The sequence below is a fragment of the Solitalea longa genome, assembly GCF_002920915.1.
Classification (GTDB): domain Bacteria; phylum Bacteroidota; class Bacteroidia; order Sphingobacteriales; family Sphingobacteriaceae; genus Solitalea; species Solitalea longa.
This window is the reverse complement of sequence record NZ_PQVF01000015.1, coordinates 1-17,435: the sequence shown is the minus strand read 5'-3', so window position 1 is coordinate 17,435 and position 17,435 is coordinate 1. Positions and strand designations below refer to the sequence as shown.

General features: G+C 37.7%; 17 protein-coding genes. 7 read left to right on the top strand and 10 right to left on the bottom strand.

Annotation, left to right across the window (positions count from 1 at the left end):
* Nucleotide 1: 1 nt before the first annotated feature.
* Nucleotides 2–1,186, bottom strand: coding sequence for a nicotinate phosphoribosyltransferase (gene pncB / locus C3K47_RS17225; protein WP_103790410.1), 1,185 nt, complete (start codon nucleotides 1,184–1,186; stop codon nucleotides 2–4).
* Nucleotides 1,187–1,516: 330 nt separating this feature from the next.
* On the opposite strand from pncB, the gene C3K47_RS17220 reads away from it, so the two are divergent.
* On the top strand, nucleotides 1,517–2,023 hold the full coding sequence (locus C3K47_RS17220) for a DinB family protein (protein ID WP_103790409.1): 507 nt from the start codon (nucleotides 1,517–1,519) through the stop codon (nucleotides 2,021–2,023).
* A 142-nt stretch (nucleotides 2,024–2,165) separates the two neighbouring features.
* Here C3K47_RS17220 and C3K47_RS17215 read toward each other — a convergent pair whose 3' ends face one another.
* The 6 genes from C3K47_RS17215 to C3K47_RS19605 all read right to left on the bottom strand — a co-directional run bounded on the left by C3K47_RS17215 (nucleotide 2,166) and on the right by C3K47_RS19605 (nucleotide 7,112).
* Nucleotides 2,166–2,723, bottom strand: a complete 558-nt coding sequence (locus tag C3K47_RS17215) for a lipocalin family protein (RefSeq protein ID WP_103790459.1) — start codon at nucleotides 2,721–2,723, stop codon at nucleotides 2,166–2,168.
* Nucleotides 2,716–3,417, bottom strand: coding sequence for a lycopene cyclase domain-containing protein (locus C3K47_RS17210; protein ID WP_103790408.1), 702 nt, complete (start codon nucleotides 3,415–3,417; stop codon nucleotides 2,716–2,718). Before C3K47_RS17210 ends, C3K47_RS17215 begins: the two co-directional genes overlap by 8 nt.
* Nucleotides 3,418–3,478: 61 nt before the next feature.
* On the bottom strand, nucleotides 3,479–4,906 hold the full coding sequence (locus C3K47_RS17205) for an SDR family oxidoreductase (RefSeq protein WP_103790407.1): 1,428 nt from the start codon (nucleotides 4,904–4,906) through the stop codon (nucleotides 3,479–3,481).
* A gap of 89 nt (nucleotides 4,907–4,995) precedes the next feature.
* The gene (locus C3K47_RS17200) at nucleotides 4,996–5,469 is read right to left on the bottom strand and encodes an SRPBCC family protein (protein WP_103790406.1); all 474 of its coding nucleotides are present in this window, start codon (nucleotides 5,467–5,469) and stop codon (nucleotides 4,996–4,998) included.
* Between the two features lie 325 nt (nucleotides 5,470–5,794).
* A complete protein-coding gene (locus C3K47_RS17195; RefSeq protein ID WP_103790405.1) occupies nucleotides 5,795–6,451 on the bottom strand; it encodes a MarR family winged helix-turn-helix transcriptional regulator in 657 nt (218 codons plus the stop codon).
* Nucleotides 6,452–6,950: 499 nt separating this feature from the next.
* On the bottom strand, nucleotides 6,951–7,112 hold the full coding sequence (locus tag C3K47_RS19605) for a hypothetical protein (protein ID WP_165784726.1): 162 nt from the start codon (nucleotides 7,110–7,112) through the stop codon (nucleotides 6,951–6,953).
* Between the two features lie 114 nt (nucleotides 7,113–7,226).
* Here C3K47_RS19605 and parS point away from each other — a divergent pair, with 114 nt between their 5' ends.
* Both parS and C3K47_RS17180 read left to right on the top strand, forming a co-directional pair.
* Nucleotides 7,227–7,727: a type II RES/Xre toxin-antitoxin system antitoxin gene (parS, locus tag C3K47_RS17185; protein WP_103790403.1), complete on the top strand. Its 501-nt coding sequence runs from the start codon at nucleotides 7,227–7,229 to the stop codon at nucleotides 7,725–7,727.
* Nucleotides 7,727–8,209 (top strand): RES family NAD+ phosphorylase, encoded by a 483-nt coding sequence (locus C3K47_RS17180; protein ID WP_103790402.1) that lies wholly within the window; start codon nucleotides 7,727–7,729, stop codon nucleotides 8,207–8,209. The genes parS and C3K47_RS17180 overlap by 1 nt, the downstream gene beginning before the upstream one ends.
* 206 nt (nucleotides 8,210–8,415) lie before the next feature.
* On the opposite strand, the gene C3K47_RS17175 is transcribed toward C3K47_RS17180, so the two are convergent.
* Complete coding sequence (locus C3K47_RS17175) at nucleotides 8,416–9,180, bottom strand: hypothetical protein (protein ID WP_103790401.1); 765 nt, start codon at nucleotides 9,178–9,180, stop codon at nucleotides 8,416–8,418.
* Nucleotides 9,181–9,953: 773 nt separating this feature from the next.
* Here C3K47_RS17175 and C3K47_RS17165 point away from each other — a divergent pair.
* The 4 genes from C3K47_RS17165 (at nucleotide 9,954) to pflA (ending at nucleotide 13,444) form a co-directional block, all read left to right on the top strand.
* Entirely contained in the window at nucleotides 9,954–10,700 is a 747-nt protein-coding gene (locus tag C3K47_RS17165; RefSeq protein WP_103790399.1) for a hypothetical protein, read from the top strand.
* Nucleotides 10,701–10,953: 253 nt separating this feature from the next.
* Nucleotides 10,954–11,826: a lysylphosphatidylglycerol synthase transmembrane domain-containing protein gene (locus C3K47_RS17160; RefSeq protein ID WP_165784725.1), complete on the top strand. Its 873-nt coding sequence runs from the start codon at nucleotides 10,954–10,956 to the stop codon at nucleotides 11,824–11,826.
* A gap of 104 nt (nucleotides 11,827–11,930) precedes the next feature.
* The gene (locus tag C3K47_RS17155; protein ID WP_103790397.1) at nucleotides 11,931–12,497 is read left to right on the top strand and encodes a hypothetical protein; all 567 of its coding nucleotides are present in this window, start codon (nucleotides 11,931–11,933) and stop codon (nucleotides 12,495–12,497) included.
* Nucleotides 12,498–12,661: 164 nt separating this feature from the next.
* Nucleotides 12,662–13,444 (top strand): pyruvate formate-lyase-activating protein, encoded by a 783-nt coding sequence (pflA, locus tag C3K47_RS17150; RefSeq protein ID WP_103790396.1) that lies wholly within the window; start codon nucleotides 12,662–12,664, stop codon nucleotides 13,442–13,444.
* 69 nt (nucleotides 13,445–13,513) lie between these two features.
* On the opposite strand, the gene pflB is transcribed toward pflA, so the two are convergent.
* Both pflB and C3K47_RS17140 read right to left on the bottom strand, forming a co-directional pair.
* Nucleotides 13,514–15,739, bottom strand: a complete 2,226-nt coding sequence (gene pflB / locus C3K47_RS17145) for a formate C-acetyltransferase (protein ID WP_103790395.1) — start codon at nucleotides 15,737–15,739, stop codon at nucleotides 13,514–13,516.
* A gap of 65 nt (nucleotides 15,740–15,804) precedes the next feature.
* A complete protein-coding gene (locus tag C3K47_RS17140) occupies nucleotides 15,805–16,674 on the bottom strand; it encodes a formate/nitrite transporter family protein (protein ID WP_103790394.1) in 870 nt (289 codons plus the stop codon).
* Between the last annotated feature and the right edge of the window lie 761 nt (nucleotides 16,675–17,435).

The window sequence follows — 17,435 nt, the reverse complement described above, 5'->3', positions numbered from 1 at the left end:
CTCACTTTATGTTTAAAATTTGTTTCGACAGATCGATCATTTCCGGTTGACCGGTGTATTTCCCTCTTTCATCAGAGAGTTTAACCACTGGCGTCCATGTTTTGTTTTGTGGCATGGCTTCGGTCAGTTTAATAACGATGTTCATGGGTTTTAAGCCCACATCGTTGGTGAGGTTAGTACCAATACCGAAAGAAACGCCAATCTTGTTTTTGCAATGTTCTGCAATGGCAACCACCTTTTCATAGTTCAAAGCATCTGAGAAAATAATGGTTTTATAAAGTGGGTTGATGCCCAGCTTTTGATAATGCTGAATGGTTTTGTCGGCAAACTCAATCGGGTCACCGCTATCATGCCGAACACCGTCAAACAGCTTTGCGAACTTTTTGTCGAACTGCTCAAAAAAGACTTCGGTTGTATAGGTATCGGAAAGGGCAATGCCAAGGTCGCCACGGTAAACATCCACCCAATGCTCCAGCCCTAACGAATTGGCCATCTTAAAACCATAGCGGGCGGCATGAAACATAAACCATTCGTGGGCATGAGTGCCAATGGGTTTGGTTTTATAGAGCATGGCCATGTGCACATTGCTGGTGCCGATAAAGCTCTTTCCCTCATTTTTTCGTAAGGTTTCAATCACCAGGCGCTGTACCTGGTAGGAGTGCCGGCGTCGGGTACCGAAATCTGCAACGGTAACACCCAGCTGATTGTACTTGTCAATTTTCTCTTTGGTAATGGCGCAGACCTCTTCATCTTCAACACGCTTTAAACCATTTAATTTGTAGAATAGTTCGCTCACCAACGATAAGAGGGGTACTTCCCATAAAATGGTCCGGTACCAATAACCTTCAATATGTATTTCGAGATTGGTGGTAGATTGGATGATGGTTACTTCAGAAGGATCGTATCGGTAGCCTTGTAAAAAGTCGAGATAAGCCGGATCAAGGTAAGGGCAATTGGTTTTCAGAAAGCTTTTTTCTTCTTTACTCAATTGAAGTTCGGCCATGGCGTCAACGGCTTGTCTTAAGGCCTGGTCAAAACCTTCGGGGAATTCATGTTTCCCACGGTTGATAAACTGGTACCGTGCTTTTGCATGTGGAAACAACTTTACCACCGCATACTGCATGGTGAATTTATAAAAGTCGTTATCAAGTATGGAAAGCAACCGAACTGAAGGAATTGGGTCCATTGGCAGTATTGAGTTTTTGAGGATTACTTAAATTTAATGAACATAATTCAGGATCAAGATTAAAAGTTTTAAAGGATTAGCCACCGTATTTGGTACTATGGTCGGCCTAGTTCTAACCCTTCGACTTCGCTCAGGGTGACGTGTGATTAACGTCAGGCTGAGCGTAGTCGAAGCCTCGGTTCAACTGAGCACATAAAAGCCCTAGTGCGTAAAATCAGCCTTGGATGGTCTGGAGCAAACAATTGTCTTAAATAGCCCCTAAATATGTCATTATCACCCATGTGCTCTTTTCAATGGTTGGGTTAAATTTGATCATCAACTAGTAAAGACATGGAAATACTTGAAATTAATACCGCCTTGGTGGAGCAATTTGAGCAAACATTCGATGCTTTTGCCAAACAGCTTAACAGATTTGATTCAAACAATATCGATAAACAGCCTGCTTTTGGTGGTTGGTCGGCAGGTGAAGTTGCAGAGCATATTATAAAAGCCACCAAAGGAGTTCCTGATGAATCAACAAAAGAACCCGACCGGCCCTATGACCAACATGTGGAAGCCGTTAAAATACTGTTTCAGGATTTTGCCACTAAATTAAATGCTCCTGCTTTTGTGTTGCCTGAAAAGAAGAAGCATGATCTATCGGCATTGCTGAAAGATCTAAATCGCAATAAGAATTTACATATCGAAATCATCCAGACCAAAGACCTGAAGCAAGTTTGTTTGGGCTATGAATTTCCAAGGTTTGGATTTTTCACCCGGTATGAATGGCTGATGTTTGCCCTTTACCATGTGCAAAGGCATACCCATCAACTCAAAGAAATTTACGAATCGATTTGATAAGAAAAAATACATTGATTGCAAAACACCGCTTGTCCTTAAAAAGTGATTTAAAAATATCATGCGGATTTCCAATGTAACTACCTGATTATGAGCTGTGAATTTTTAATTCAATATTGATAAAGTCCAAAGTTGTACAATCTTAATTTTTACTTATATACGGATTGGAGTTTTTATCATGTTTCACCCAAATGAGTCTAGAAGTGTCGTAGCCAATTTCCTTTGCAATTTTCAGGTATTTTGTTTTTACCTCTTGGGGAATGGATTTTTCTCTTGATAGAATCCATAGGTAATCTAAATTTCTGCCGGCAATTAACGCATATTGATAATTTTCATCCAATGCCACCACATTGTAACCCGAATAAAACGGGCCGAAAAAGCTTACTTTAAGTGCTGCAACCGACTTATCTCCTCGGAATTTTGCTACGCCCTCTGCTTTTGTCCATTCATGCTTTTTAAAATTAAAACCACTATTCAACACAATCACATTTCCCTTTTTATCTAAAGTATAGTGGGCAGAGGTATTATTTAAATCTTTTTCAAATCGAAAATCAAACCGGGCAATTTCGTACCAGGTTCCCAAATAACGGTTAACATCAAAATTTTCAACCGGCCGTGCTTTCGAGGGGATGGAAGCACAGGAATTAAAAAAAATACCAATTCCAATAATTAAAGTAACGCTGATAAATATTTTATTCATTGATTTCATAAGGCTTATTTTGAAACATTTTAAAAAAGTAAACCACTAACAAAAACTGCGAATAACCATAAACCGCATCTTCAATAGGAATAGTAAGTATTCTTATGTCTAAAAACTCATCCGGATTGTAATTTACAATTGGCGATTCCAACCCTGTACCGGTAAGCACACCATTAACTGGTAAAAAACCTAACATTAAAATAAAAAACACCACTGAAGCCTTTCCAATCCAGCTTGCACGGGCAATAAAATGTAAATAAATTAAGGTAAGGGTGGTTACTACTGCTGTAACAAGGGTGTAAATCTTATTGTGGTGCAATAAGGCCATAACAGAACAAACAATTACACTTATAAATACAATAATAGTATTAAATGCATCTGCCCAATTCATTTTAATAAATTTATTAAAACAGAAATAAGTAAATACACAGGAAAATGGGATGCAAATAAAAAAAAGACATTCTTCAATTGGCAATCCTGCAATAGTTATCCCGATTGTGTATGCTGAGTTGAACCACCAAACACCATGTTTGGTAAACCAAATATCCCAGGCAATAAAAGGGATAGCCACAACAATAGCAGCTTTTACAAAAGCCCCAAAATACTTATAGAATTGAATTCTTTTATCGAATGATGTTATAAAACAAATGATGACCGTGAAAAAGTTAATTAATAAATAAGTAAATGGTTTCATTTAATTTAGTTGATTTTAAGTTGCCAGTCATCCATAAGCTTTACGTCTGCATCAATTAGCTTCAGGCTCTAACTAAATTTCTAATCAACCCGCCAAAAATCAGTCCATGAAAGGGGTACACTAAATACCAGTAAAACCTCCCCCAAAGGCCAACAGGCCTGAAAGTAGCTTCTTGGTAAAGTTTATCATCCTGAATTTTAAACTCCAACCATGCTTCACCGGGGAGTTTCATCTCGGCAAAAAGCAAAAGTCTTTTCTCCGTCCGATTTGCATAAAGAACTCGCCAAAAATCAAGACTGTCTCCCGGCTCCAATTCAGTTGCATTTCTTCGGCCCCTTCGCAATCCTACACCTCCAACCAATCGGTCTAAATAGCCTCTTATCCTCCATAAAGTATTTGCATAATACCAGCCATTTTCCCCGCCAATTTCAAATATTCGATTAAGCGTAGTTTCATGGTCTATTATTTTCATTTCGTTTTTATATTTGAAACAGCCTTCGTCAGGCACTTCCAGGTATTGCCAAACATTACGCTGATGAAGATTGTTGGAAAATGTATCATACCAGGAAGACATTACTTCATTTTGCTTTATCTTGTCAAAGGCAAAACCGATATTTTCTTTATAGGTATTTAGCGTAATCTGTAAATCTTCTGCCAGGTTATTTTTATTGGCAATTACCTTAACTTTCATACTATTAACCAGATTTTTTGCCAAGGAAAATGAAGTAGAAGTAATAAAATATAGCCAGTAGGAGGAAATATGTGGACTAAAAAATGGCACTGTGATAATGAATCTTTTCAAGTGTCGTACTTCAGCATACTGCAACAACATTTCTTTATAAGTAAGTACTTCGGTGCCGGCTATATCAAAATTACGATTGAAGACATTTCTTTTGAGCAGCACCCCTGACAAAAATTCAATAACATTTCTGATTCCTATTGGCTGGCATTTTGTTTTTACCCAAACAGGGGCAATCATTACAGGTAATTTCTCTACCAGATCTCTGATAATTTCAAATGAAGCACTACCTGAGCCAACGATAATGCCTGCTCTCAATACTGTCAAGGCGTATTTGTGAGATTGCAACGTCGCTTCTACTTGTTTGCGAGACTCAAGGTGTTTGGATAATTTGTTTTCGTTGATGATACCTGTTAAAAATATTACCTGCTTGCATTCGGTTTTTTCAATTGCTGATTGGAAATTCTGTGCAGCCAATTTTTCTTTTTCCGCAAAGTCCCCATCATCAGATGCCATAGAATGTATAAGAAAATACGCCGCATCTATATCCTCGGGAATATTGTCTAATGTATTTAGCTGCAAAAAGTCATTTTCTATTATAGTAATGTTACTCTTAGCTTCATCATAAATTTTTGAGCTGAACCGATTCTTGTCTCTAACCGAACAAACGATATGATGATTTTCTTTCAACAAATGGATAAGCAATCTTTTTCCTATATAACCCGAAGTTCCTGTAAGCAGAATTTTCATGGAGTGGGATTTATTTGGTGGTGATCATCTTTTTTCGCCTCTTTCGCTTTATTTTTAGGGTATAAAAACACCTAATATTAGTATAAAATTCATAATTCCTGTTTTGCCTCCCTGAAGATTTTTTCTAAAACATTAAATCGATAGTTGAAGATTTTTTCTAATCTATTTTTAACTAAAACTTGGTGTCCCAGGGTGCCTAAAAATCCAAAAGGTAGTTCATAGTCAACTGTATCTTTCATTAAAACCCCCTTTTCATTTGGAATAAATTCGTGGCGATGATTCCAATATTTATAAGGACCCTTTTCCTGAAAATCCGTAAAACTCTTTTGAAATTCAACTTGTGTAATGCGGGTTTTCCATTTCAACGCAATGCCTAAAAACGGAGAAACAGTATAATCAATTTCCATTCCTTCATAAATTTCTTCATCAACAAATTTAGACAATACAACAAACCCCATATCCCTTGGAGTTATTTTTGAAAGATTGAACGGGTTGGAGAAAAACTTCCAAGCTGTTTGTATATCACAACTTTGTTGTTGCTCCCTGTATAGTTGAAATTTCATTCTATTTCTTTAAAATATTATTGATCATCATTTTTATGTGATCAGATTGTACCTTTTCAACGTGCTCTCTTAAATAGCGCTCATCTTCAAGTATATTTTTATTATATCCTAAAAAATTAGGACAATTTTTCTGCACCGATAACCGTATAAAGCGTCTTTCAATATTGTCCTTTTCGTTTTTTATGGCTTTATCAATATTGGTTTTTCCTTTTTTAAACGTGCTTAACTTAGTTAAGGGGTTAATAGTGTGATTTGCCCAAATGGTTTGTAAGGCCCTGAAAATCCTGAACCTATTAAGGCTACTTTTCTGTTCATTTTACTATTGTTATGTTGTTTTCAATGCTTCATTCAACAACTCCTCAGGTTCTAAATTTTGGCAATAGATCGGATGGTGAAAATCATTAAGTTTCTTAAGCAATCGGATGAGTTCCATTTTTTCAATGTGGGACAAATCACCTGAAACAATATTGGTTGCTTGACGAATTTTGCCCATTTGTTTATCAAGTGCTTCTAAACCTTTTGATGTTATGTTGATTACTTTGCTTCGTTTGTCCGTTTCTGAATCTTTCTGCTGCACCCAATCTTGTGAAATCAAGCGATTGATAATTTGCATTCCAACGGGTTTATCTTGAATGTTCCTTTTTATCAATTCCATTTTTGTCATCTCACCAAAAGCTTTTAGATTGATGAGATAAATAAAATCTTCCTGCGTAGAAAAATCCGAACCATAAATAGCAGACTTAGAATAATTTTTGGCATAGCGATTCATGTGGACGATGAATGTACTGATTACACTTTCAGGACTTCGACCATTTTCCTTGCCCTCCCAATCGGGTTCAACGATGGACTCTGATTTAGAAGAATTAAAAATTACCCATTGCTTAAACCCACTTAAATCATTAGGAAATAGGTTCGATTTGGAATTTGAGTTTTCAAATTCCCACATTAAATCAATGATATCTTTTAATAAATGAAAATCCATTTTTCTTTAACACTAAATGAGAAATTAAATTAGGATATAAATATACTAGTTTAAGTTCAAAAAATTAAAATATGTGCCAAATAATTATTATATGGAAATATATAGTTTATTATTAAACTATTAAGGTAAATTAAAACCAACCTGACTTGTACTTCCTCAGACCTTAGTCAACCCAGTTGATAAGGCTGCCAAGAAGAGCTTTAACTCAAAATCGTATTGGTTTTACCCCTGGGGAAAATCAGGAACTCATAAAGGCGTAGATATTTTTGCTAAAGAAGTGACCTCTGTTTTTTCTTCCACTGGCCGACTAGTAATTTTTAAAGGAGAAATTGAAAGGGGAGGTAATGTAGTTTTAGTCTTGGGGCCAAAATGGAGACTGGAAGCCGTTAAAATACTGTTTCAGGATTTTTCGACTAAATTAAATGCCCGGCTTTTGTGCTGCCCGAAAAGGAGATACATGATCTAGGGCATTGCTGAATATCTAAATCGCAATAAGGATCTACATATCGAGATCATCCAAACGAAAGATCTTAAGCAAGTTTGTTTGGGCTATGAATTTCCCAGATTTGGATTTTTTACCCGATACGAATGGCTGATGTTTACGCTTTACCAGGTGCAAAGGCATACACATCAACTCAAAGAAATTTATGAATCTATTCATAAGAACTAATACATTCATTGGGAAATCTGTCAAATTATATAAGAATTCAATCTTTTTAGATCATTGCATTGCGAGCATAATTGTTGTATATTTACAGTAAATGTGCTGCTTTGTATGAAAACGGAAAATCAACAAAAAAAAGTATTCGATCCTCAAGCCAGCATTGAGAGAGCGCAAAAAACTAAGAATTCCCCTCAAAAATGGAGGTTACAATCTGAAGGGATAGAGTACACCTGGACTTCAAAGCCAGAAAGAATTGATATTATTCGAAGTGGAGTGCCCTATGGATCAATTGATGTGATTAGTAAGAGAATTAATGTGCCTATAAAAGAAGTATTGCACATTTTTGGATTGCCTCAAACAACCTATAATAAAAAATTAAGAGAAAAATCATTACTCAATGGAAGGGACAGTGAAGTTGTTTTACTACTTATGGAATTGGTAGATTTTGGTATTGAAGTTTTCAATAATGAAGAAGAGAAGTTTCAGCGTTGGTTGAAAAAGCCAAACTTATCTTTAGGTGGAGAAACCCCTGAAAGTTTATTGGATTCTATTACCGGGATACAGGAAGTGGAAAACTGTCTGAATAGAATTGAGCATGGAAACCTTGCCTGATGAGAGTGTTTAGAGTAGAAAGAGAGAAATATCTTGAAGGCACATTGAGCGGAATTGGGGCATCGTTAGCAAATGGTTACAGATGGAATAGCTTAAATACTAGTTTAGTTTATACTGCAGAATCTCGCGCTCTCGCTTTATTAGAAATTTCGGTACATATAGATATTAGTGAAGATTTACCAACAGATAGATACTATGTAGAAATTGATATTCCTGATGATATTGAAATTTTAGAAATACCTATTGAGAATTTGCCGGAAAATTGGGATTCAAAGCCGCCCATTTTAGAAACTCAATACATTGGGGATGATTTTGTAAGACAAAAGAATGCCGCTGTATTAAAAGTACCTAGCTGCATAGTACCTCCGGAGTATAATTATTTAATCAATCCAAATCATCCCGATGCTAATAGAATCACCCTAATTACTAAACAAAAACTAAAGTTTGATAGTCGGTTTAGGAAAGATCATATACGTCAATAAAAAATCAAATCATTAGAGGTGTTTTAATTTAGTACCCTATTCATCTTTATTAAAAAATCCTAATCTATTGATTTGTAAACTGCTTTGATGAAGCAATTAAAAAACCTTATCAATAAAGAGAAACCTCAGTTTTAGTTGAGGTTTCATACAGTATGATTTCTGAATCAGTAAAATAAACTATGAATTCGAGTTACGCTCTTTTTATTTTACAGACTCGTTTTATTCTTTACCGTGTACTCGTAGGTCTCTGTTCTACTTTCTGAGCTTGCTTTAGTTGGTAAGCCCGCTTCATTATAGGAGTAGTTTATATAGTGATTATATTTTTCCTTTTCCACACCATCCTGGTAGACTGTGTAATTGACCATAGTAATATTATTGATGGACACCCAGTTTTTAATACCCATTATGTCTACGCCTAATAGAAAGCCTAAGAAAGGTGTTTTTTGGGCAGCAGCCGATAAAGGATGCTTCTTTTTGTCATAAGAAAAGACTTGAGCAATTTGCATTTCATTTTCAGGAAATTCCTCCTTGTCGTCGCTGTAACTATATATTACATAGTCGTTGTTTACCAAGGAAGCAACTTTACTAATTCGGTTGTTACCATCAAGTGTCACTATAAACTCTTCAGTGTTTAATTCCTCGTTTTTTACAATAATAGTGTTGTTCGAATAAGTCAGGTTGTAGGTAATCCGTTCTGAACCAGACTGTGTTTTAATTTTCACAATCTTATGTTGGTTATTATAAGTAAACTCTTTATAGGTGCTACTTTCCTCCTGACTATTTTTTACTTCCAAAGAAACAATACGATTCATATCGTCATAGCTGATATAAGTGAAGTTTTTAACGCTGTCGTCAGTGGTTATTTTTGTCAGCAGGTGGTCTGTGCTTGTCATTTCATCATCGAAATCCTGGCTACATGAAGAAGTAAGTACAGCAATTGCTAAGGCAAATATTAATAAGAGAGCTCGCATAAATCCTTTCTAATTTTTATTATTTCTTTATGGAGGACAAAAGTAGAAAGCATCTATCTGGCTCAACTTGCTTAAAATCAATTAATTAAATAAGTTGCATGGTTGCTCTTGAAACTCGTGGAGGGGTAAAAAGGTCGAATCTCTTACCGATTCGCTATTTTGTTTGGTTTTATATTGATTTAGGTTTGTAATTGGTTCAATTCTAGTTGATTGTGGAGTTTTCCGGTAGGTTGGTAAGCAGAAACATTCAACACTATATATTTAGAACAATGAAAGTTTGGACTATCATACTCATTCATGTACTATTAACAAGTTGTTCAGAAGTTGAGCAAATAGATGTAAATTCAATTCGTATCGTAAAAGTTAATCAGCACCCTTTTTTGGCTGACCACGAAAGAAAGCTTATGACTGTGGACAAAAAAAGTAAAACTATGGAGGTGTTGACAATTTATCCTGACACAGGGGAGGGTTGTGAAGCATATTTATTTGAATCCGGCTCCAAGTACATTTATTGATTGTAACTGGCAGTAGTTTAGCATTAATAAAAATACCGGAAAATTGAAAAATGAGGGGTGGAAATGGAAGGGGAAATTGCCCGACACTCCGTTAGGAAAATTTAAATGCGTGGATAAAGGGGAGTATGTTTTTTCAGCTGGAGCAAGTTTTCACGAGAGTGACGTGTATCGTTATAAGGACCCAAGATAACTAAACGGTGCAAAAGGGTAGCGAAATTAACAGGATAGGCAAAACATAAAAAACAGGCACAAATCGGTATGTTGAATAAGTTTGAGCACTATTATTATGAAGCAAAGGAAAACAAATGGTATCGCTACTTTGCCGTTTTTTGTCGTTTGACTTTGGCTGTTGCGTGGGTGATCTCAGGGTCTGTGAAAATTTTAGGGGAACGTTTTGCCGCCGGTTTATCCCATAACCATCCATTGGGGCAATATTTTGATGCTTTACTTAATACCGGCTACTATTATACATTTATTGGGGTTGCGCAAGTATTCGTAGCTATCTTATTACTCATTCCAAGGACCGCAATTATTGGTGCTATTAGCAGTTTCCCTATTATTCTTAATATTTGTGTGCTCGCCTATTCAGTTCGGTTTGAAGGCACCCGAGCAGCAACATTTATGTTATTGGCCAATTTATTTTTATTGTGCTGGGACTATGATCGCCTAAAGTCTATTCTGCCATTCAAACACGTTAAAACGGATGTTCACCAGGCCCATGAAAAACCCTTAAATAACAAGTTCCCATTTTTGTTTTTTGGAACTGTAGTGGCAACTCTGGCTGCAGTGGTTGTTTTAAACAATATCATGTATGATATTAGACCGGGCAATTCTCCAGAGGAATGCTGGAATGGATGTCCCGGTAATAGCAATCCAAAAGAGTGTGAAGAATTTTGTGATTGTATTCATAACAAGGGCAAACCGCTTGGTAAATGTTTAGAAGAGTACGAGAAGGCAAGAGAAAGAGATAAAAAAGATAGTTTGGAGAGAACAAGCGATAAATAAACTGCTCGGCTGTCTCAGGCTGGGCTGATCTTCTTTTATATTTTCTTTAATACTTAAATACCTTCAGAAAAACCATTCGTTTTTTCGGCAGTTTAAGATTTATTGGCCTAACTTTAGGTATAATCATCAATTTTTATCTACTCTTTTTGAGTCGGCGGGTGAAGCTATATAGGGAAAACAGCTATTGATCTTGGGTGTAATGTTTCTTTTGGGCTGCATCAGAAAAAACATTTCAGATAAGAACGATCTATCCATGGAGAAAAAAATACTAGGAGTTTATTTCAAGCTGCTGCTCAAAATTGGGGTCAGTGGCATTTGCCTATGGCAGGTATTTCGCAAGGTAGATCTTAAAGAATTGTTACATGCTTTTAAAACCATCCATTTAAACTGGTTGTTGGTGGCCATTGTTTTCTTTATTGTTTCAAAAATTTGTTCGGCTCTCCGTTTAAATACTTTTTTTAGGGCAATAGGCTTAAGTTTTTCTGAAAAAGCCAATATTCGATTGTATTGGCTTGGAATGTTTTACAATCTTTTCCTTCCGGGTGGAATTGGCGGTGATGGCTATAAAATCTGGTGGCTGAATAAGCAATTCGATACACCGGTGAAAAAACTTTTCTGGGCCGTTTTCTTCGATCGTGCAAGCGGGCTTATGGCTTTAGGACTATTGAGCTGTTTGCTTGCCCTTATGTCGCCTGTGTTTAGAACCTGGGAATGGGCCATTATCTTGTTGGGAGGTATTGCCTTAACCACGTTCTATGCTATCTACCACTTCTTTTTTCCAGCTTTTAAATCTCATTTTTGGAGGACTAATGCCCAGGGAGCATTGGTTCAGATAGCTCAGCTAATTTGCGTCCTCTGTATCTTAAAAGCGTTAAGTATCCATGAGCATTACCTTGATTATTTAATGATTTTCATGGTGTCATCGGTGGTGGCCATTCTGCCTTTTACCATCGGGGGCCTGGGCGCCCGTGAATTGGTTTTTCTTTTCGGTGCTGAATATTTAAAACTGGAAATGCATTCGGCTGTAATAATCAGTTTGTGGTTTTATATAATTAGCGCTGTGGTTTCCCTTTGGGGCGTTTATTATGTTTTTAATGAGAAAAAATTGGAGTTGAAAGAAGGTTAGCAAAGCGTTGACTTAGACTCTCCCTGTAATGATAATTCTCCGTGTAATAAAGTTGAGAGGATTTTATATACTGAAATTTAACCAATAGTTAATTGTTATTACATTTGGCTGTTGGAACAAGCAGAGAGCAGCTTCCATTAGCAGCAAGGAAGAAAAATCAATTTTTAAACCATTATATGGAAAATTTTACTCAGGTAGATCAAGAAGAAGTATCAACTCAAACCGTGAATTCCGCAGAGATGGAATACATTGAAACTCTCAAGGAAGAACTTATAAGTACAATTGCCAAATCAGCTAATTGGTTCTTTGGGATAGCGGGTCTAACAGTAATTAACACACTCTTTAGTGTCTTTAATAAATCAGGCTATTTTATTCTTGGTTTAGGATTTACCCAGCTTATTGATGGAGCAATTATATCGGCATTTGGAAGCTATAACTTTGTAGCACTATTCCTTGACTTCATCTTTGTCGGTTTATTTGTTTTCCTGGCTTTTATGGCAAAAAAAATGAACAAATGGGCTTTTATCGTTGGGGGTGTCATTTACTTTTTAGACGCTCTCATTTTCTTAGCTGCCAAAGAATGGTTTGCATTCGGCTTTCATCTTTTCGTTTTGTACATACTTTATAAAGGCATTATGGCTATAAAGGCCTATAACCAAATAAACGCATAATTTGGGCGGTGCCTTTTTGAACTGCATTCAAATTAAAATTTTATAAGGTTTTTGAATAAGTAAATTGGGTTGATTGTCAGTCGATTAATTCGGTTTAAGATTGTTAAATTACGATATTGTTAAGCAGTCTATTATTCATCAAACCTTATACTATTTTATAACAAATGTATTTGCCATTTCAAGAAATAGAGGCGGAAGAGCTGAACGACAAGGATCCTGAATTTATCCGTATTCATTCACTTGAAACGTTTGGTACACATGATGGTCCCGGAATACGGATGGTGGTGTTTGCTCAGGGTTGTCAATTCCGTTGTTTATACTGCCAGAATGCCGATACCCTGGATGTGAGAGGAGGACAACTTGTGCAGATCGATGAGCTCGTGGAAAGGGCTAAACGGCAAATTGGATATTTTGGAACAGATGGAGGTGTGACTGTTTCGGGTGGCGAGCCGTTGTTGCAAAGATCAAAATTGATCACTTTCTTTAAACGTTTGCATGATGAAGGCATTAATACCTGCCTCGATACGAATGGACGATTGCTGGATGACCAGGTAAAAGAATTGTTAACGCATACTGATTTGATATTGCTGGATGTAAAACACATCAATGAAGAGTGGCATCGTAAACTCACAGGTGTTTCTAATAAGCCAACGCTTCAGGTGGCTGCCTACTGCGAAAGCATAGGATTGCCGATGTGGCTGCGCTATGTGCTGGTGCCCGGATGGAGTGATCAGCCTGAATATGTAGAAGAATGGGGAAAGCACTTTACGGATTATAAATGTATTCAACGAGTAGAAATTCTGCCTTATCATAAATTAGGAACCCATAAGTGGGAAATGCTGGGAATGGATTATGGTTTACCCGGAGTTGAAGCTCCTTCCGCAGAAATAAAAAAACGTACGCTTGACATCTTTAAAAAGTATTTTGAAAATGTGCAGTTGAGATAGTTCGTTAAAGTTCATAAAAAAAATCCCTTTCAGGTAGCTGGAAGGGATTTTTATTTTCCCGGATGGTTATTACATGCTTTCGTGGAAGGTACGCGCTATTACTTCCAATTGATGTGCCTTCGAAAGACGAACGAAGTTTACAGCATATCCTGATACGCGAATGGTTAATTGCGGATAATTATCAGGATTGTTGTACGCATCCATCAATGTTTCGCGGTTTAGCACGTTAACATTTAAATGGTGAGCACCTCTTCCAAAGTAACCGTTCATGGTAGTCACCAGGTTTTTCACCTGATCATCCTTACTTGCTCCCAATGATTTAGGCACCATGGAGAAGGTGTTCGAAATGCCATCCTGTGCATCCGCATATTCCAACTTACTTACTGAGTTGAGGGAGGCAATGGCACCGGTCTTATCACGTCCATGCATTGGGTTGGCTCCCGGAGCAAATGATTCACCCGATTTACGGCCATCAGGAGTAGCTCCTGTATTTCTGCCGTACATCACGTTTGAGGTAATGGTTAGTAACGATAGGGTAGGCTCAGCATCTTTATAAGCCCTGTGTTTGCGTAATTCGCTGATGAAAAAGCTGGTAACTTCTTTGGCGATATTATCAACACGGTCGTCATCATTGCCAAACTGAGGATATTCGCCTTCTATTTGGAAGTCAACGGTAAGACCTTGCTCATTTCGTACAGGAATAACCTTTGAATGTTTAATTGCTGAAAATGAATCGGCGATGATAGAAATACCGGCGGCGCCATAAGCAATGTCAATACCCGGATTAGTATCGATCAAAGCCATTTGAGCTCTTTCATAATAATACTTATCGTGCATGTAATGAATAATATACATTGATTTGGCGTACACCCTGGCCAACTCTGAGACCACATATTTGAAATTGGTCATTACTTGCTCGTATTCCAATGGGCCATCTGGGATGGCTGCAACATTGTTTACGATCAGCTTGCCATGTGCCTCTTCGCGGCCTTCATTCAATGCAATTAGTAATGCCTTAGGTAAGTTAGCGCGGGCGCCAAAGTGCTGAATACGTTTGCCAATGGGTTGATAAGAAACGCAACAAGCAATTCCGTAGTCGTCATATTCCCTTACCGAACGCATTAAATCATCGTTTTCGTATTGAACTGAAGAAGTATCAATAGAAACCTGTGCGCAGAACTCCTTAAAACCAACAGGCAATTTTTCTGACCAAAGTACAGTAAGGTTAGGTTCGGGAGCCGGGCCAAGGTTATATAAGGTTTGCAAGAAACGGAAGGAGGTTTTGGTAACTTTTGTTCGCCCGTCAGCCATTTGTCCGCCAATCGACTCAGTTACCCAGGTGGGGTCACCGCCAAAGATCTCATCATAAGCACCTGGGCGCAAGTGGCGAACCAAACGCAGTTTCATTACAAAGTGGTCGATCAATTCCTGTGCTTCAGCTTCAGTAATCAAACCTTCCTTTAAATCGCGTTCAATATAAATATCAAGGAAAGAAGAAGTATTGCCCAATGACATGGCTGCTCCATCTTGTTCTTTCACTGCAGACAGGTAGCCAAAATAGGTCCATTGTACGGCTTCATGTGCATTTTCGGCAGGGCGCGAAACATCGTATCCATATTCTGCAGCCATTTTAATCATGTCATTCAATGCATTTAGCTGCTGGGTGATTTCTTCGCGTAAACGCACTGCGGCATCGTCCATATCACCGCTAACCGCTGCAAAATCAGCTTTTTTGGCTGCAATTAAAGCATTGGCGCCGTAGAGGGCCAGGCGACGGAAATCGGCAATGATACGGCCCCGGGCATAGTTGTCGGGCAAGCCGGTTAAAACATGATTCGAACGGAAGTTTTTTATCTCTGAATCATAAGCATCAAACACAGCCTGATTGTGATTGCGGGCATAATTGAAAATGTCCACCACCCGATCAGAAACTTTCAATCCACGTTCGGCAACAGCGTTTTCAACCAGTTTGATGCCTCCATAAGGCTTCATTGCACGTTTTAAAAGCACATCGGTTTGTAAACCGACAATCATCTCATCATCCTTTTGGATGTATCCCGGACGAAACGCCGTCATGGTTGATATGGTTTCTGTATCTATATCACGGCAACCGTTATTTTTGCGCTCCTCAAGCAAGGCTTCTTTTGCGGTTTCCCATAAACGGGTGGTCTTCTCAGTAGGCCCTACCAAAAAAGAAGCATCACCTTCATAAGGGCTTAGGTTTTGTACAACGAAATCATAAGGATTGATCCCATTGGTCCACTTACCTGGTTTAAACGGGGCAACTGTTTTCATGATCTGATATAATTAAGAATGTTTTATTTAGGGTTTATGGATCGAGCCATTAGCTTATTTTCATTTTATTCCTGATCATTCACTTCATCATTTTCCTTGTCTTGTCTCAGATATAGGAACCAGGAAACGCCTCCTAAAAAGAGAGCTCCTCCTATAAAGTTACCTATAGTAACCGGAATAAAGTTGTTAAAAATGGCATTTGTTATGGTTAAGTGCTCTAGTTTTTCGGGAGTTACGTGCCATTTGCTCATGGCTTCGGCCAAATAGGCTGGATCGTTTTTACAAAGCAAACCCATGGGGATGTAATACATGTTTGCTATAACGTGTTCCAATCCTAAAATGATGAATAAATAAATGGGAAAGAATATTCCGAAGATCTTGCCAATCAATTCTTTACCTCCGTAACATAACCATACGCCGGCACATACAAGCAAGTTGGCAAAAACGCCTGAAATGGTGGCTGTAGAGAAAGTCAAATTGGATTTATATGCGGCCACTTTTATGGCATATGCGCCAAACGATCCATCAGTGTGATTTACCTCATTGAGATAATAAAGGCTGAAAACCACTACCAATGATCCTAACAAATTGCCAAAATAAGCAATAGTGAGGTTTTTAATAAATGGTCCCCATTTAGTTTTGCCACCAAGAACGGAGATCATGATAAGGCAGTTACCCGTAAATAGATCGGCCCCTGCTAACAGGATGGTAATAAGTCCTACCGGAAAAATAATAGCGCTGCAAAGGCGGGCAAGGCCAAGTGAATCAGGGAATTGTTGAGCCACCACTAAAGCGCCATGTCCGGCAAGGGCCAGAAAAATGCCGCCCATAAAGCCTAACATTAAAATTTTAATAGAATCGGTATTCGCTTTTTTAATGCCTACCTGTAAAGCATATTCTGTGATTTCTTGGGGAGTATGATAACCTGTGGCCATAGACGATCGTTTTGTAAATCCTTTATTTAAGGATTATTGGTTTTTAAAACGGAGGTGCAAAATTATCCACTATTAATTTGTTGCCAGTTGATGATAATCAACAATTTTTTTCGCCCTTTGGCCCTTCTATGACAGGATGGAGCTTTATTATTGAACGTTAAAAGCTTGAAGGGTTATTCGTGATTAGGATGAAAGGTCAATTTACGATTGGAATGAAAGGATACCTTGAGAATTATCAGCAATGTTCAAGTGCTATTGCGTTTTACAAGAAATCTTGTGACCCCGGAGAGAGCCAAATTTAAGCGCTGCTGAATGAAAATCAATGTTTCTGGTGCCCAAATGCAATTTTTCTTTAATGTAAGGTAAAAAGAAAAGTAGAAACTAGCAAATGAACCATGCCTATGTTTTACCAATGCACCAAAGTTAAGGGGCTTATTAAGCCCCCTCTTTATTTAAATACCGTGTAATTGCAGATTTTCCCGCTTCTTAAATGCCTTTTCAATTACATCCAATCTTGCTTTTCGGGGATCAGGCCTGCCTGTCATTTTGCCATCCAGGTCAATATCCATTATCTCTTCTTTTTGGTTGCCATAATTCGGCCATATAGGAAGTGTCTCGTCCTATTATAACTATACATCAAAAAAGATGTATGGAAAAAAAGTTAGAACAAGACCAGTATTTAATTAGATTGCACAAGAAGAGTCGTTACGACAAGCGGCTGATTGCAAAAATCGTAAAAGAAGTAGAAGCGGGTTTGCCCA

Bases quoted from the DNA above. Each gene is read 5' to 3' on its own strand.
- C3K47_RS17180 (WP_103790402.1), top strand. From the start codon at position 7,727: ATGAGAGTGTTTAGAGTAGAAAGAGAGAAATATCTTGAAGGCACATTG.
- C3K47_RS17165 (WP_103790399.1), top strand. From the start codon at position 9,954: ATGTTGAATAAGTTTGAGCACTATTATTATGAAGCAAAGGAAAACAAA.
- C3K47_RS17205 (WP_103790407.1), bottom strand. From the start codon at position 4,906: ATGAAAATTCTGCTTACAGGAACTTCGGGTTATATAGGAAAAAGATTG.
- C3K47_RS17215 (WP_103790459.1), bottom strand. From the start codon at position 2,723: ATGAATAAAATATTTATCAGCGTTACTTTAATTATTGGAATTGGTATT.
- C3K47_RS17195 (WP_103790405.1), bottom strand. From the start codon at position 6,451: ATGGATTTTCATTTATTAAAAGATATCATTGATTTAATGTGGGAATTT.
- pflA (WP_103790396.1), top strand. From the start codon at position 12,662: ATGTATTTGCCATTTCAAGAAATAGAGGCGGAAGAGCTGAACGACAAG.
- C3K47_RS17210 (WP_103790408.1), bottom strand. From the start codon at position 3,417: ATGAAACCATTTACTTATTTATTAATTAACTTTTTCACGGTCATCATT.
- parS (WP_103790403.1), top strand. From the start codon at position 7,227: ATGAAAACGGAAAATCAACAAAAAAAAGTATTCGATCCTCAAGCCAGC.
- C3K47_RS17175 (WP_103790401.1), bottom strand. From the start codon at position 9,180: ATGCGAGCTCTCTTATTAATATTTGCCTTAGCAATTGCTGTACTTACT.
- C3K47_RS17220 (WP_103790409.1), top strand. From the start codon at position 1,517: ATGGAAATACTTGAAATTAATACCGCCTTGGTGGAGCAATTTGAGCAA.
- pflB (WP_103790395.1), bottom strand. From the start codon at position 15,739: ATGAAAACAGTTGCCCCGTTTAAACCAGGTAAGTGGACCAATGGGATC.
- pncB (WP_103790410.1), bottom strand. From the start codon at position 1,186: ATGGACCCAATTCCTTCAGTTCGGTTGCTTTCCATACTTGATAACGAC.
- C3K47_RS17200 (WP_103790406.1), bottom strand. From the start codon at position 5,469: ATGAAATTTCAACTATACAGGGAGCAACAACAAAGTTGTGATATACAA.
- C3K47_RS17140 (WP_103790394.1), bottom strand. From the start codon at position 16,674: ATGGCCACAGGTTATCATACTCCCCAAGAAATCACAGAATATGCTTTA.
- C3K47_RS17160 (WP_165784725.1), top strand. From the start codon at position 10,954: ATGGAGAAAAAAATACTAGGAGTTTATTTCAAGCTGCTGCTCAAAATT.
- C3K47_RS19605 (WP_165784726.1), bottom strand. From the start codon at position 7,112: ATGAATAGATTCATAAATTTCTTTGAGTTGATGTGTATGCCTTTGCAC.